General features: G+C 45.4%; 15 protein-coding genes. 9 read left to right on the forward strand and 6 right to left on the reverse strand.

The genetic code is table 11. The features are described from left to right. Nucleotides 1-244: 244 nt before the first annotated feature. Nucleotides 245-1,261 carry a class 1 fructose-bisphosphatase gene (fbp, locus tag AC6I7V_RS12180; RefSeq protein ID WP_032553284.1) on the forward strand — a complete coding sequence of 339 codons (1,017 nt, stop codon included), beginning with the start codon at nt 245-247 and terminating at the stop codon, nt 1,259-1,261. Nucleotides 1,262-1,336: 75 nt separating this feature from the next. On the opposite strand, the gene AC6I7V_RS12185 is transcribed toward fbp, so the two are convergent. The 4 genes from AC6I7V_RS12185 to tamA form a co-directional block, all read right to left on the reverse strand. Continuing rightward, complete coding sequence (locus AC6I7V_RS12185; protein WP_498010952.1) at nt 1,337-1,687, reverse strand: DUF2799 domain-containing protein; 351 nt, start codon at nt 1,685-1,687, stop codon at nt 1,337-1,339. A gap of 79 nt (nt 1,688-1,766) precedes the next feature. After that, nucleotides 1,767-2,114, reverse strand: coding sequence for a gamma-glutamylcyclotransferase family protein (locus tag AC6I7V_RS12190; protein ID WP_498011681.1), 348 nt, complete (start codon nt 2,112-2,114; stop codon nt 1,767-1,769). Between the two features lie 24 nt (nt 2,115-2,138). Then, nucleotides 2,139-5,894 (reverse strand): autotransporter assembly complex protein TamB, encoded by a 3,756-nt coding sequence (gene tamB, locus AC6I7V_RS12195; protein WP_498010953.1) that lies wholly within the window; start codon nt 5,892-5,894, stop codon nt 2,139-2,141. Continuing rightward, nucleotides 5,891-7,603 carry an autotransporter assembly complex protein TamA gene (gene tamA / locus AC6I7V_RS12200; protein ID WP_498010954.1) on the reverse strand — a complete coding sequence of 571 codons (1,713 nt, stop codon included), beginning with the start codon at nt 7,601-7,603 and terminating at the stop codon, nt 5,891-5,893. The genes tamB and tamA overlap by 4 nt, the downstream gene beginning before the upstream one ends. A 168-nt stretch (nt 7,604-7,771) precedes the next feature. On the opposite strand from tamA, the gene msrA reads away from it, so the two are divergent. Further along, nucleotides 7,772-8,401 (forward strand): peptide-methionine (S)-S-oxide reductase MsrA, encoded by a 630-nt coding sequence (gene msrA, locus AC6I7V_RS12205; protein ID WP_498010955.1) that lies wholly within the window; start codon nt 7,772-7,774, stop codon nt 8,399-8,401. A 720-nt stretch (nt 8,402-9,121) separates the two neighbouring features. Here the strand turns inward: msrA and AC6I7V_RS12210 are convergent. Beyond that, nucleotides 9,122-9,322 (reverse strand): DUF1107 family protein, encoded by a 201-nt coding sequence (locus AC6I7V_RS12210; protein ID WP_255229813.1) that lies wholly within the window; start codon nt 9,320-9,322, stop codon nt 9,122-9,124. A 252-nt stretch (nt 9,323-9,574) separates the two neighbouring features. Here AC6I7V_RS12210 and AC6I7V_RS12215 point away from each other — a divergent pair, with 252 nt between their 5' ends. From AC6I7V_RS12215 to AC6I7V_RS12245, 7 genes are all read left to right on the forward strand, one after another. Beyond that, nucleotides 9,575-10,126: a YtfJ family protein gene (locus AC6I7V_RS12215; protein ID WP_255229812.1), complete on the forward strand. Its 552-nt coding sequence runs from the start codon at nt 9,575-9,577 to the stop codon at nt 10,124-10,126. Nucleotides 10,127-10,277: 151 nt separating this feature from the next. After that, entirely contained in the window at nt 10,278-10,505 is a 228-nt protein-coding gene (locus tag AC6I7V_RS12220) for a DUF2607 family protein (RefSeq protein WP_372068770.1), read from the forward strand. 46 nt (nt 10,506-10,551) lie between these two features. After that, on the forward strand, nt 10,552-11,151 hold the full coding sequence (gene zrgA, locus AC6I7V_RS12225) for a zinc uptake protein ZrgA (protein WP_498010956.1): 600 nt from the start codon (nt 10,552-10,554) through the stop codon (nt 11,149-11,151). Nucleotides 11,152-11,307: 156 nt separating this feature from the next. Continuing rightward, nucleotides 11,308-12,024 carry an ABC transporter ATP-binding protein gene (locus AC6I7V_RS12230; RefSeq protein ID WP_261882151.1) on the forward strand — a complete coding sequence of 239 codons (717 nt, stop codon included), beginning with the start codon at nt 11,308-11,310 and terminating at the stop codon, nt 12,022-12,024. Continuing rightward, nucleotides 12,021-13,280 carry an ABC transporter permease gene (locus tag AC6I7V_RS12235; RefSeq protein ID WP_261882152.1) on the forward strand — a complete coding sequence of 420 codons (1,260 nt, stop codon included), beginning with the start codon at nt 12,021-12,023 and terminating at the stop codon, nt 13,278-13,280. The genes AC6I7V_RS12230 and AC6I7V_RS12235 overlap by 4 nt, the downstream gene beginning before the upstream one ends. A 14-nt stretch (nt 13,281-13,294) precedes the next feature. Continuing rightward, nucleotides 13,295-13,807 carry a DUF3299 domain-containing protein gene (locus AC6I7V_RS12240; protein ID WP_261882153.1) on the forward strand — a complete coding sequence of 171 codons (513 nt, stop codon included), beginning with the start codon at nt 13,295-13,297 and terminating at the stop codon, nt 13,805-13,807. Nucleotides 13,808-14,193: 386 nt separating this feature from the next. Continuing rightward, on the forward strand, nt 14,194-15,105 hold the full coding sequence (locus AC6I7V_RS12245) for a TIGR03899 family protein (protein ID WP_261882154.1): 912 nt from the start codon (nt 14,194-14,196) through the stop codon (nt 15,103-15,105). A gap of 96 nt (nt 15,106-15,201) precedes the next feature. Here the strand turns inward: AC6I7V_RS12245 and cysC are convergent, their stop codons facing one another. Then, nucleotides 15,202-15,822: an adenylyl-sulfate kinase gene (cysC, locus tag AC6I7V_RS12250; protein ID WP_255229805.1), complete on the reverse strand. Its 621-nt coding sequence runs from the start codon at nt 15,820-15,822 to the stop codon at nt 15,202-15,204. Between the last annotated feature and the right edge of the window lie 15 nt (nt 15,823-15,837).

The following is a 15,837-nucleotide window of genomic DNA, read 5'->3' on the forward strand; positions in this document are numbered from 1 at the left end:
AAGACTGCTTTATTAATCAAGATTATGTGCATTTCTTATCATGAATCGCCCAATAAAAGCGAGCCTCAATGCAAAACAAATCCAGTCGACATTCTAAGTGAGATCTGTGTCGCTTACTTCATTACCATTAAAAAGATCTTAAGTTTAAAATCTGGGTAAGCGACTAGATGAATAATGCCCGCTCAAGAGGCAACCCAATAGCGCTTGAATCCCCCAATTATTCAGAGAAGTTTAAGGAAATAACATGTCTGAGATGCGCACCCTTGGTGAGTTCATTGTTGAGAAACAAAGTGACTTTCCCCATGCAAGTGGTGATCTATCATCCCTTTTATCGTCGATCCGTCTTGCTGCGAAAATCGTTAACCGAGAAATCAATAAAGCGGGTCTTGTCGACATTACAGGTGCTGTCGGCACCGACAACGTACAAGGTGAAGCACAACAGAAGCTTGATCTGTACGCAAATGACAAATTCAAAGCAGCTCTGGAAGCGCGTGACCAAGTATGTGGTGTAGCGAGCGAAGAGGAAGACGAAGCGGTAGCTTTCAACAAAGAGTTGAACAAAAACGCTAAATACGTAGTGCTAATGGACCCTCTAGATGGTTCATCAAATATCGATGTAAACGTGTCTGTAGGTACGATCTTCTCGATCTACCGTCGCGTATCACCTATCGGTACACCACCAACTCAAGAAGACTTCCTTCAGCCTGGCAACAAACAGGTTGCAGCGGGCTACGTAATCTATGGCTCTTCAACCATGCTGGTTTACACAACCGGTAATGGCGTGAACGGCTTCACTTACGACCCATCGCTGGGCACTTTCTGTCTTTCTCACGAAAACATGATGATCCCTGATGAAGGTAAAATCTACTCAATCAATGAAGGCAACTACATTCGTTTCCCAACGGGTGTGAAGAAGTACATCAAGTACTGCCAAGAGAATGAGCCAAGTGACAACCGCCCATACACATCCCGTTATATTGGTTCTTTGGTATCAGATTTCCACCGTAACCTTCTGAAAGGCGGCATTTACCTGTACCCAAGTACGCAAAGCCACCCGAACGGTAAACTGCGTCTTCTATATGAGTGCAACCCAATTGCTTTCATCATGGAACAAGCAGGCGGCGTAGCTTCTGATGGTGTTCAGCGCATTATGGACATCAAGCCAACCGAACTACACCAACGTGTGCCATTCTTTGTTGGCTCAAAGAATATGGTAAACAAAGTTGAAGAGTTCCTTGAGCTAAACCGAGACGAAGCTTAAAGCTTAATTTTCTCAGATACTAAAAAGCCAGTACCCGTGTGTACTGGCTTTGTTGTATTTAAACTTTGGTAAGATTTAGCGAAGGTCAATTTTAGACTGCGCGCCACCTTCAAACTTAATACGGAACCACTTGTCGATATCATCACAGATACCAAAGTACTGCTCCCCTTTGCGGCCTAAGGATCTTGGGTTCTGAGAGCAATATTCAATTCGACCAGCCTCGTACCCTTTATCATAAGCAGCATAAAGATCAGGACCAACTGCTGACTCTGCCGACTTTGACAATGTCGCTTGATCTTTTTTCGTGTACCCCTTCATCGCACTTTGCTCACCAAACAACTGCCAATCGTCAACATTCGACGTAGATGGTGGAGATTGCGCACAACCGAAAAGTACAACAGAAAACACCAACGCTAAATATTTCATAGTTTCCTCCTACTAGAGAGACTCATTGAGATTCTTACCACTACGTCAGAACTTTACCCCTGGTTCATACTTCAAACGCTTATTCTCGTTTACACCAGTCACCCGAAAGAATCTCTCGCTGCTCAGATAAATCATACTGATACAAATAAACCCACGCTAATCCAAATATAGTCTCAATTTGTTCACGACGATACTCAGTAGGTACATCTTCGAGTCGATCGAGCGAAGCCAAAACATAGTCGCTCACTATATAGACCTCCCCAAGCACTTTTTTCTTTCCGAATATCATGCCCGGATATGAGCCCAAATCGTACAGCGCAAATTGAGGTGGAGTTACCCAATCGCCTAGCTTCTCACTCTGTTTTAAAAAATGATGGTTATGCTGCCCTTTTCTCAGCGTCCCATAAACAAACACAAGGTGTGACATGGTCAGTTCCAGCCTATCCACTCATTACTCAAACTCGAATTGATAAAGCAGGTCTACCGCGCTGTCAACACCAGAAACTGCCTCTAAATACAGGTCTTGCATCAAACGGTAACGCACAGTGAACTCTCCCAAAGAGTCGAAAATGCCAACACCATACTTCACTTGCAGACCCGGAAGAATATAACCACTTACGGTTACTTGTGAGTCATCCCCTGAGCCCGCGGTGTCAAGTTGAAGGTCTTGAACACCAAAAGCCTCACCTATCTCGCCCACCACTTTACCACTCTTGGCCAAGCTTAAACCGATTAAGGTTGTGGTCATCGAACCGCTGCCCGCTTCACCATCAATATCTTGCCCACGAAGTAAGTATGACAAAGCATTGGCTTGTGGCATCGACGGTTCTGAGTAGATATCAATTTTTGGCTCGGTTGCTGGCCCTGTCACTCTCACACCTGCGGTCACGTCATCTTGTGTATTGTCAGGATTTCGAATGGCATTGATCGCAACATAGGGTTGGTCTGGTGGGCCATTCATTAAGATCTTGCCCTCTTCAATGATCAAATCCTGCCCAAATGATCGATACGTACCATCAACGATGTTGACTTCACCTGTAATGAAAGGCCCTTGGTCTCTTTGAGCAACATTCAGTTTACCTACCAGGCCACCTTCAAGACCAAATGCAGACAGTTTAAAATCATCACCGATGGAGATATTAATATTGGTTTCGACATTAAACGGTACTTGAGTTTCACCCTCAGGTTGCAGATCTTTGTTAAGAATCACCTGATCTGAAGATACGCCAACGGCACTTGGAGGAAGCTCTTCAACAACAATACGTCCCCACGGCAGTGCAATATCACCAGTAATACGCGCAAGTTTTGGCGAAACATCAATTGTCATGTCCGGCACAACTTTGACTTTGACCATCGGTGGTACATCCACCATCAAAGAATCGGCAAACACTCGTACCTGAGTACTCCACGCTTCAAGATCTTGCCATTGCCCGTTGCCTTCAACGTCCAATTGACCATCAGAAGTAACAATCGCTGCATCAAGGTTGGCACTGTAACCATCGAAGTCGAGCCCGATGCGGCCATCTGTAATATCCACAGGTGTCATATCGCCCTTCATTTGCATACCATCTACGGTAAATGAGCCAAACACTTGAGGATGCATTAGAGAGCCTTTCACTTTAAGGTCACTCGATAGGTTTGCTTGTAACAAGCTGTATTCACCTAACAATGGTGCTAGAAAATCAAGATGGAAAGTACTGAGCTGCAGCGCGGCGTCTACCTGTTTATCTTCTACTACAACGTCTGGCAAGACCAACGAACCGGTTAGGTCACCATTGTCAGTGACATCAAGAAGCCAATCTGCCTCAAGTCGATTGTCTTTCAGCTTGGCATTCACTTGAATGTTCTCCCAACCTAATTTAATCGACTCTCCTACATCTTGAACGACTTGTCCTTTCGGCAGTGATACTTGAGCGCTTACTTGAGGCGCCAGTTTCGCATCCCACTTAGCCTCAGCTTGTACATTAACTGAACCTGTGAGCTGGGTTGTATTGGGAATAAACTGCTTAACCTGCTCAAAATCGAAGTCAGTTATCGTAAGCTTTGCAGCACCAGACTTACCTGCTCGAATATCTTCAACTAAACAAACACTTGAGCCTGCTTGCAACCAGCAGTGCGCCGCGACATCCGCAAACTGCTTATCAATATCCGCAGTGATAGCCACTGGCTTCTCAAGTCGCCATGGTCCCTGCTCCGTTGAAAGCGTCATGCGCTCAAGTGCACCTTTCCAAACCATTGATGGTTCTTGAATCAGTTCACCTGAGATAGCGAGACTGGTTGAGACAATGTCCGATACAACATCGAGAGTGAGCTCATGTTCTTTCTCACCACCGTCTACTCGCAGTTCAACGCTCTCAATTTTCTGATCTTGATAACTGATCCCATTCGCTTTAAGCACGATATCAGCTTGAGGCGCAGGCAGTGGTGTAACAGAACCATTCATAGCTAAGCTATTAAGGGTCGCTTCGGCCTTCCATTTAACGCTATTGATGTTCAGACTTAAATCAACATTAGGCTCTTTCATTGGCCCAGATAACGCGATATCACCAACCAATTTACCCCTTAAGTCAGGAACACTTTTCGACAATTTAGGGAAGTTAAGAGCAACATTCATATCCCATTGCTTATCAAGCTTACCTATTACATTGATGGCGTTAACGCCGTGCGATAGACGCAGTCCTGATGTTTGAACGCTCGGCTCACCAGAGGCTGTTTTATCTGATGCCGACAGCTCGCCTTTAATGTTGAGTGGGTACTCTCTTAAGATGCCATCAATATCTAAAATTGGCAGCTCTACTTGCCATCCACCCGCTTCCGTTAGGCTACCCGATGTCTTGAGGACGCCACTGATATCCCCTTCAGCTTCTGGCCATTGCAAACCGGGCTGAATATGCTGCAAACCGATATCCGCTTGCCAATTCACAAGGTCTTTCCAGTTGGCTTTCACTGCCCCCGTAACATGCCCACCCAGTGTCGCAATATCAAGGCGCTGCAAGTCAATATGCTCAGTGCTACCTGCACCTTCAACATCAAGGCTGATATCTGGAATATCTTTACCCTTGGCATTCGCATCTAGATTGAGCTGGAAACCTTCCAGTGAGCCGTTGGTTTTTAATTGTTTGATCGCAACCTGATAATCGCTATTGCCCTTCAAGGGCCATTGCGCCTGAGCATCATTCAATTCTAGGTCAAAAGGCAGTGTCGGCTCTAAAGGTTTAAGTTCGCCAGATAGCTTCGCTTCAATCAGCTCAGTTAAGGTGGCATCCAGAGTGAGCTCTTCCACACTACCTCTTGCTGATAGTTGGAGCTGTTGCCCCGCCGCATCGGTCTCTTTAACCAAGGCTGAGAGATCAAGATCAAGAGGGTAGCCACCTTTCAATTGTACTTTTGCCTTTAGGTCAGCCTCTGCCTGTGGCATATCCAACTCAAGAGTTTGTACATCGACAGTATGCTTACCCGCTTTCACTTTGAGCCCTAGGTGATTGACGATGACTGGCGTCTCTTGCTCAAGCTTAAAGCGATTTAAATCAAAGCGTTTAAGTACGACATTCAACGGAATCCATACTTCTGGTAACACTATCGCTTCGGCTTCTTTGACTGTTTCCGGTTTTACTTCTTCTTCAATAGAAGGCTCAGTTTCAGCGAGCTTGACGGTGAGATCATCGAACACAGTAGGAGAGATGGTCAGCACATCTCCCTTCATATTCATCGCCGTGGAAAAACGTTGCCAATCGATCTTGTTTCCTAGGATATCTAGAGAGATATCCTCAAAATTGACTCGATTCAATGTGATCGGTAATGGCGTTGAGATAGAGGTTAATGGCGCTGTAGGCTGTGGCTCTTCTTCCGCTGGCGGCGGCAATTCAGTAAAGGTAAAATCTAGGCCTTGTAAAGTCAGATCCTCAACGCAGACTTGAGGATCCAATAGACATCTTGGGTTGATCGCCAGCTCAATCTTTTCAAGCTGGGTATTGATGTGCAGGCTTTCATCGACAAATTGAACGTTGTAAAGGCTAAAACGGGGAAAAAGCGCCCCTTTAGTACTCTCGACTTTCAGTTGTGGTAAAGCCTTCTCCGCCCCCCAAAGCGCCACATTTAAGCCCGGATTGGTAAAAAGAGCGAGACCCACTAAGGTCAATATAAGCAGCAAAATAGAGACGATTGAAATCGAAGTCCATTTGAAAATTCTGCCGATCACTTTAATCATAACTCAGGCCCTAAAGTGAAGTGTATTTGGAATTCATCACCAGGTTTAGCATCAAGCCCCCACGCAAAATCGAGACTCACGGGTCCGACTGGTGAAGCCCAACGGATACCGACACCAGTACCCGCTTTTAGATCGGGTGTGTCATTAAAGGCGTCACCAATATCATAGAACATGGCCCCCCACCAGTTGCCAAATAGACGATATTGATATTCAAAGCTTGCTGTGGTCATAAATTTTGCGCCCGTCAAAGCACCGCTCTCATCTCTGGGAGAGATAGATTCGAAGCCATAACCACGCAGGCTATTATCACCACCGACGAAGAATCGCAGAGATGGCGATAGCTTTTCAAACTCATCCGCAAAGTTGGCGCCATACTCTAAACGGGTTAAACCACGATGGTTTTCGCCAAGGCTGCGAATCCAAGCTGTACTGCCCTGGAAACGAATCACCTTAGTTTCAGAAAGCAGCGAATCATCCCCCGCTTCCAACATAATGGTCTGCTTGTCACCCCACATCGGCATCGCACCACCGCGAGTGCGTGTACGAGAAAAGGAGATTCCCGGCAGCACAAATTGCGCGATATCATCTTGAAGACCTTGCTCATAGTTCTCTAGTAGGTAGCGGACAAACACCGTGCGCTGCCAACCGTTGTCGAGACGCCAAAAACGCTCAAGTTTCAGGTTAGACTCCAAGCTCTTAGTGTCGCGATTGTCAACGTTCTTCATACCATATGTGACTTGGTAATAGTCATTAAGCACATCATCAAGCGGTATTCTGTAGCTCGCGGTAACCGTCTGTTCTGGTTTAGAGATAGATAGGCTGCTATTGAAGCTGTGCCCACTGGTATTCACCCACGGTTTTTTCCACTTCAGGCTGCCTTTAAGCCCTAAGTCGGTAGAAACACCGATACCGGTTTCGAGCTGATTTCGAGCTTGAGGCGCTAGGCTCACCTTCATTGGTATTTCACGACCACTCCCCAAATCATCGAGGTCCGGTTCAACAAATACGGAGGAGAACCAGTCGGTGTTAGACAAATTTTGGTTGTACTCTCCCACCTTCGCGATGTCATAAGGCTGACCTTGTTCGAACGGCTTCAATGAGTGGACTTTGTCCTCTTCGATCTGGCTGCCTGTGATGGTTGTTTCACCAAAGTGATAACGAATGCCACTGTCGTAGTGTAAACGCACATAAGCGCGATTAAGCTCAGGTGCAACTTCCAGACGGCTCAATCCGTAGCTACCATCAAAGTACCCCTTTGCTAAACCTAAGTTACGCATTGATGATTTAAGTGAATCGTAACGACTATGATTCAGTATCTCGCCTTCTTGAAGGTTACTTTTAGCAACTAATGCTAGGAAATCAGGGTCGTTCTCCGCTTCTCCTGAGATAACGATATCCGAGGTGTCGATAACTACAGGTTCACCAGGCTTGACGTTTACTAAGAGTTCGCTTTCATCTTCAGAAGGCGTAAAAGTGATCTCTGGATGGTAATAGCCCAAAGCACTCACCGCTTCTTTGATCATCGATTCTAAACGAGATTGAAAACGCAGAGATACCGAATACTCTTCTTCCGGAATAGCGCTCAGATAGGCATCAACATTGTCTTCAAGCGCCCCATCCAGCCCCTCTATTTCGAGAGAGACATCAGCAAAGGCAAGGCTTGAAGAGAGCACAGCGCCAATCAGAACTGGTAAAGTTTTTCTTATCATGTTTAATTGGGGGAAGTTATCAATACGTTAAGAATCAAAGGGAAATCATACCGCTAATTCAATAGCGCGTCTGTAATAATTCAAGCAATAAAACGGTCTAATTTAAAGGGTTAGTCGTATATTTAAAGACGGTTAAAGCGTATAGATACCTCTACAAGGAACTCAATCATGCTCAACAAACAACAAATGGTTTCTGAAGCAACAGCTTTGCCCGGGAACCCACATCCCATCACAATCTCAGAACCACATTTCGTTAATCACAGTGATCTGCTTGCTCCACCCACCTCAGGGCAGCAAGAGATACTCCTTGGTCTTGGGTGTTTTTGGGGTGCTGAGCGCCTGTTTTGGCAACTTGAAGGCGTTGTTTCAACCTCAGTGGGGTATGCAGGCGGCTTCACTCACAATCCGACCTATCAACAAGTTTGTACGGGGCAAACAGGCCACACGGAAGTTGTGCGCGTGATCTTTGAGCCCGCTATTTTGCCGCTTGAAAAACTGCTTAAAACTTTCTGGGAAAGTCATGACCCAACCCAAGGCATGCGCCAAGGGAATGACCTAGGCACTCAGTATCGCTCTGCGATCTACACCTTTAGCGACCAACAGCAAGCTATTGCTGAATCTTCAAAAATGAGCTATCAACAAGCGATGCAAGCCGCGCGAGGTTCAGAGATCACAACTGAAGTGCAGCCAGCCGGTGAGTACTTTTATGCTGAGGATTACCACCAGCAATACCTTGCTAAAAATCCAAACGGTTATTGCGGATTAGGCGGAACAGGGGTTTGCTTCCCGCCTCAGTAAGTCAAGTCATTGACCGTTAGAATCGAGTAGGAGGAGGCCTCACGGCCTCCGTCCTCTCACACCACCGTACAAGCGTGTATCGCATACGGCGGTTCCAAGGTAGACTAACTTACGTTAGCTTAAGTCCACTATTTAACTTTAACGCCAATGTGGCTTGTCTCTCTTCGCTAGCAACAGATCCGTTTCCGACTTCACCATCATTATTAGCGGAGTTGTAGGGGTTCTACTTTTGACTGAGACTCCATACACACTGAGAATCTGTTAACTGTAGCCTTAAAACCTTGGTTCAGGCCTTCCCCACATTGTAGGTACTATGCCCTCTGCTGACTTCTTATCAATCTTCGTCTAGCATCACTGCTAGCCTAGTCTCGCGGACAATTGATAAGACCTCCCGAGGTAAGATGTCACCCTTTCCCATAGCTCTGCCTGATTTACATAATCACACTTCTGTTCGAGACTTTGGGCTATTCTATCTGTTGCTAGGTTACCCAAGTTGATTATGCCTACTATCAGATTTCTGTTCGTCAAAGCTATGTTTTGCCATTTGCTTCCTTCAGATTCCACCTCACGATGGACACCCTTGCATAGGCTAACGCTTCCTGCTCGACAAGGCGCGTAGAGGACTTTCACCTCCTAGGTTGACACCATGCTCGGCGCACAACAAAAAAGGGCTTTGATATATCAAGCCCTTTCATTTCAACGATTAAAAAACAATGCGTACTACATCGACATGCACGCAATGGTGCCATTCACTTCTTTAAATACATGGAGCTTTTTTTGGTCTGTCACTTCAGGAAGAAGGACTTTTCCTTGGTCGAATCTAAACTCACCGATACCTTCGATGCTAAATTGACCTTTGAATAGGACTTTAACGAAACGCGCCACTTGACGAGGGCGGTAAGTAGAAAATTCACGTAGCATAAACAACCTCAATTCCGTCTGAGTACAACAGTTTGTGATCAGCTCTTCACTTTTGAGCAAAGCACAAATAACAGCCATATCCGTTGGCTGATAGCAAAAAAATCTGTCGATTCCCTTGATATAGTTGCATTATACCCTTTAGTAACAACTCCGCAACACCTTTCAACGACGTACGATAAAAAAGTAAGCGAGGCATTTTATTTATTTCATATTATACTTCGAGAGCAAACCAACAAGCGGAACAAAAATATAATGAAAAACAAAACTCTACTGGCTTTATTAGCCGCAGCCTCTCCAATATTCGCCAATGCTCACAACCTATCGGTTGGCGATCCCCTACCACCAGTCAGCGTCACAGCTCATGGTGAAATCACCTTAAACAACGGCTCAACTGGCTACCAAGCTTGGGCAACCACAGACATGCTAGGCAAAGTACGTGTTGTTCAAGCGATTGCTGGACGCAGCAGCTCTAAAGAGCTTAACGCGCCTCTAATGGCAGCCATTACCGCGTCTAAATTCCCCGAAGATGCTTACCAAACCACAACCATCATCAATCAAGATGATGCGATTTGGGGCACAGGCTCTTTTGTGAAATCATCAGCAGAGAGCAGCAAAGAGGAGTTTCCTTGGTCTTCAATGGTACTGGATGAAGAAGGTGCCGCAGCATCCGCCTGGGAACTGAAAGAAGAGAGCTCTGCAATTATCGTCCAAGACAAACAAGGTAAAATCCTATTTGTGAAAGAAGGGGCGTTAAGCGAAACTGAAGTCTCTGAAGTTATTCAACTTATTAAAGCTAATCTTTAATAATTATTACTTTCTTTTACAAGATTTATTGATAGGACGTTGTTATATTATAACAACGTCCTTTTTCTTTTTGGTTCAACTTATCATGATCTGGTGCGCCCACTCACTCACAACTAGACGCTCTGTCCTGTGCATGCTCGGGTTAATGATCATGTTGTCGTGGTGCGTGGCACACCACATCGTTGATGCCGATCCAGAGCACCACACTCATCACCAATGTGAACTGTTTTCCGCCAATCAGTTGGGGTTTGCGCACGATTTACCACAACTTCCTGAATTAAATATCGATTTCATTGTCCTATCCAATGAACCAGCTCGTAAGCCACAAAGACTCCACTTTGCTTATCTCGCTCGTTCACCACCCGTGAAGATGACTTAATTAATTTAATCTGCTTTTAATTTATCTTTTTATTTAGGAATACCCAATGAAACCTTCTATTTTAGCCGTTGTTATCGGCATGACAGTATCTACTACCGCTATCGCTGATGATCATTTTCGCTCCCATGATGCTCACGTTCATGGTGCGGTTGAGGTCAATATCGCTCAAGACGGCAAAGAACTTTTGGTTGAAGTCACCGCTCCGGGTGCAGACGTGGTTGGTTTTGAACATGCTCCTCAGACACCTGAGCAAGTCGCGACACTAGAAAAAGCGACAGCACTACTGAACCAACCGAATAAGTTATTCGCGTTTGAAGGCGCAGATTGTACGCTTGAGTACAAGTCTGTGACTCATACCTTGGGTGAAGATGACCATGATAAGCACGATCATGAAAACCACGATCATGAAAACCACGAAGGTCATGACCACGATCAGCACGAACATCACGACCATGCTGCAGGTGGCCACGGTGAGTTCACAATCGAATACCACTACCAGTGTTCAAACGTGGCTAAGCTAGACACCGTTGAAACACAATGGTTCTCGAACTTTGCCAATACAGAGTCAATGACTGTGAATCTATTAACGGATCGCGCACAGACTCAACAGAAGCTAACGCCAAGCAACACTAGCTTCCGTTTCTAATCGTGCATTAATTTAGAAACACAACGAACAGCAGCCAAGTGATCTCTCACTTGGCTGTCTTGCTCTGATACGAACAGAGTCGCTCAAATGGTGATTCATTGAGCAATCCCCTAGAATATCGATTTAAGCAAAACCGCTAAGTGAGTAGGAGCTTATATGTCCTTTGACCAATCATCGCTTGTCGTTAAATTGGAAAACGTCAGTTTCCGTTGGAAGCCTGATCTCCCACCGACACTCGAAATACCCTCTCTTCATATCCACGCCAAAGAGCACCTTTTTATTAAAGGGCCAAGTGGCTGTGGTAAGTCGACACTACTGGGGTTGTTAACGGGAATAAACCAAGCACAACAAGGTGAAGTTTCCATCTTGGGTCAAGATCTTAACCAACTATCGCCTCGCCAGCGCGACAAGTTTAGAGCGGACCACATAGGCTATATTTTCCAGCAATTCAATCTATTGCCATACTTATCAGTGACAGACAACGTGACACTACCTTGTCAGTTTTCGAGCATCAGAAAACAGAATGTCACTCAGGGGAACAACGAATTAAAAGCCACGGCTGAAACACTTTTACAGAGACTCAAACTACCGGAAGCATTGATGAATAAGCCGGTAACCGAGCTCAGTATCGGACAACAACAGCGTGTAGCAGCGGCACGAGCGTTAATGGGTCAGCCACAAATCATTATTGCAGATGAACCCACATCAGCACTCGACCATGACAACAGAGAAGCCTTCATTGAGTTGCTGCTTGAGCAAGCTAACCAAGCCAACTCCACACTCATTTTTGTCAGCCATGATCCAACACTCGAAAAGCTATTCACTCGCAGCATCGATCTCACGACCGTTAATCAAGCGAGGGCTGTCGTATGAAAGTAATCACTCACTTAGCACTCAAAAGTGTACTCAACCGTAAGGCCACTGCCATTCTTACGATTCTAACCGTCGCGGTTTCCGTCATTCTGCTGCTTGGTGTAGAACGTGTGCGCACAGAGGCAAAAAGCAGTTTCGCCAATACCATTTCTGGAACCGACCTAATTGTCGGTGGTCGTTCTGGACAGGTAAACCTACTGCTCTATTCTGTGTTCAGAATCGGTAACGCAACCAATAACATCGACTGGAAAAGCTACCAAGAGTTCAAGCAGCATAAAGCGGTAAAATGGGCGATTCCAATTTCATTAGGCGATTCGCACAAAGGCTTTCGCGTAATGGGCACCAACCACAGCTACTTTGAGCACTATCGCTACGGAAGTAAGCAACCACTTACTTTCCAACAAGGTCGTGAGTTTAATGAACTGTTTGATGTTGTGATCGGTGCGGATGTGGCGAAACAACTCGACTATAAGATTGGCGATAAAATTATCCTAGCGCACGGTATCAGTGATGTGGCATTCAGCCGCCACGATAACCTGCCATTTACTATCGTAGGTATCATTGCGCCAACAGGAACACCGGTAGATAAAACCGTACACGTATCGCTCGAGGCTATTGAAGCTATTCACGTGGGTTGGGAATCTGGAGCCAATCTTGGTCATACGCCAGACGCTGAGACACTAAAAACCTACGACTTTCAGCCAAAACAGATCACCGCAATGATGCTTGGCCTGAACTCTAAGATTCAAACATTCGCACTACAACGCGAAATCAACACTTACCGACAAGAGCCATTAAGCGCAATCATGCCCGGTATTGCACTGCATGAATTATGGGGCATGATGGCCGTCGCTGAGCAGGCACTGCTTGTTGTATCCGGTTTTGTCGTAGTCGCAGGTCTACTTGGCATGCTCAGTAGCCTATTGACTAGCTTACAAGAACGTCGCAGAGAGATGGCCATCTTACGAGCGATGGGCGCGAGGCCAAGACACGTATTCGGGTTACTGATCAGTGAAGCCAGCGCGCTTACCTTCCTTGGTATTACCCTAGGTGTTGGATTGCTCTTTGGTCTCATTGCAGTAGTTGCTCCTATCGTGCAACAAAGTTATGGTATCAACATATCAATATCCGCAATCACCCCACATGAGTGGAAACTCATTATGATGGTTCAAATTGCTGGAGTTATCATTGGCTTTATTCCCGCTTTCCGCGCGTATCGTCAATCACTTGCTGATGGCATGACCATTCGAATTTAATATAGGGACACACTATGCAACACAAACTCTTGCTGATCCTTGGGTTGCTTCTGTTTCCGTTTGCGACAGCCGCACACGCAGAAGCACCATCAACAGAAGAATCGGTTCTTACTTTGGAATGGATTGACCTAATTCCAGAATCAGAACGCGCTCAGCTCGATCCTTTTGGCATGCCAACCGTCGATCACAGTCAAGAGAACCCTCAGCAATCAAAATTGGGGGCTGTTCGCCCAGAGCTGAATGGAAGCAAGGTAAAGATTCCTGGTTTTGTTATCCCTCTTGAAGGGGATGAGAATATGATCACTGAGTTTCTACTGGTGCCATATTTCGGGGCGTGTATTCACGTACCGCCGCCGCCACCAAACCAGATCATCTATGTGAAGTTTCCAAAAGGTGCTCCAATCCAACAGTTGTGGGATGTTATCTATTTAGTGGGGACACTGAAAACAGAAACCATTACGCACGACTTGGCGCAAACTGGGTATCTTATTGAAGGGGTAGCAATCGAAGAGTACGACGATATGTAGGGATATCGTTTTAATGATGATGAAGATGGTAGCTCACTTGGGCTGCCATTTTTTAACGGCAACGGCTTATAAGCAACTAGTATTATAACAATTTAATAACGATGAAAGATCGCTAATTTAAGCAATATATTTAGACAAATACGCTAGGATAGCAACATAACTAACGAGCAATAGCCCAATTACCAGCTGTTTTTTCAGCTTATTATTATTCACTTGATTCATAACTCCTCCTTGGATTACACAACAAATTTAACATTTTATTATCATTATAAAAAGTAAAATTTTGTTTAATCCTTCAACTTTACTCGCAATCTCTAGTCACAAGTTCAATTAAGAGTTACATTTTAACCAGTTACATTTCTGTCTTAAGGTTTGTAGGTATCTCTATGTCTGACTCTCAACAACCCATGATCATTGAACATGTGAATGACACCGCTCCAAAGCAAGAGAAAAAGCCCCATATTGCCGATAGTGCCAGTCGAATGCTCAATATCGCCCAGAACTTCGGTTTAGATGCGCTACTTAGTCCAGAAGGTAAAACATCGGACAAAGATGAAAAATCACTGATAGAGCGAGCCCTGTTGCGAGAGAAAAAACGCAAAGAACTGCGTCAGAAGAACCTTGAACAGATCCTAAAATTGGCACACATGTCCTGCAAAGATGAAGCGGCTGGCGATCCTGACCAAGACTGGTTGTACCGATTCTTCGATATGGCTCAAGAGATACACAATAGTTCGATGCAGAGGCTGTGGGCTCAAGTATTAAAGAGAGAAGTGACCAATCCAGGGTCAACCTCCATGAAGGCACTGCAGATCCTACAAGATATGACGCCTAAAGAGGCATTAACTTTACAACGTGCCGCTTCATTGGCGTCTAGCTTTGGTAGTGACAATAGCCGCAAACTACTGCTTGGCTTCAAAATTCAGGCAGGCTTATTCAGTTTTGGGAAAAGAGCGGGGACGAGCACCATCAACTTAGGCAGTCATAACCTACCCTACTCAAGTTTGCTGCACTTGATTGAACTGGGAATCCTACATGGTACAGAGTTGGAGTCGGGAGAGATCGATTTCGACCCAGCACTCAACCTAAGCTACCAAGGAAAACAGATGGCAGTAACACCACTCTCAAAAGGGGTGAAACTGGTCTACTACCGCTTCACTCCAACCGGTAATGAGCTGTGTCTGCTGCTCGGGAATAAGCCGAATAACGCCTATTACGAACAACTCATTACACTATTAAGTCAGAAGTTTACGGTACAGGCCGAAGCTAAACCTGGCAGCGTAAACCACACCGTATAAAATGACATAGGCTTATAAAGCTATATAGTCTTATAAAACAACATAGCCTTGATGATAAACCAAGGCTATATAGTGTGAGTTGGCAATAATTTCGTGTTAGTTAGCAATAATATTGCGAGCTTCTAACGCTTCAATACACTGCTCAACCAGTTCATCCAATGTCTTATCGCCAGCTGGCAGATCGATTTCTGGCGTTTCAGGCGCCTCATACACTGAGCTAATACCAGTAAAATTCGGGATCTCACCTGCTCGCGCTTTTTTGTAAAGCCCTTTAGGATCGCGCTGCTCACACACCTCGATTGGCGTGTTCACGTAAACCTCTAAAAACTCACCATCTGGTAGTAGATTTCGTACCAACTCACGCTCCGCTTTATGAGGAGAGATAAAAGCAGAAAGTACGATAAGGCCAGCATCGGCCATCAGCTTAGCAAGCTCACCAATACGACGGATGTTCTCTCGGCGATCTTGCTCGGAAAAGCCGAGATCGCTACACAATCCATGACGAACGTTGTCACCATCCAGAAGGTAAGTATGGTAACCCAATTGCGCTAAGCGAGTTTCTAACGCGCCAGCAACTGTCGATTTACCTGAACCCGATAACCCCGTAAACCACAATACCGCTGGTTTTTGTGACTTGAGTTGAGAGCGAAAGGCTTTATCAACAGAGTGCTCATGCCATACGATATTCTCGTCTTTCGGTTTCACTGCAGTGGTCATAATTAGTCCTTCAAA

The sequence above is a fragment of the Vibrio sp. KUL70 genome (genome assembly GCF_059725515.1).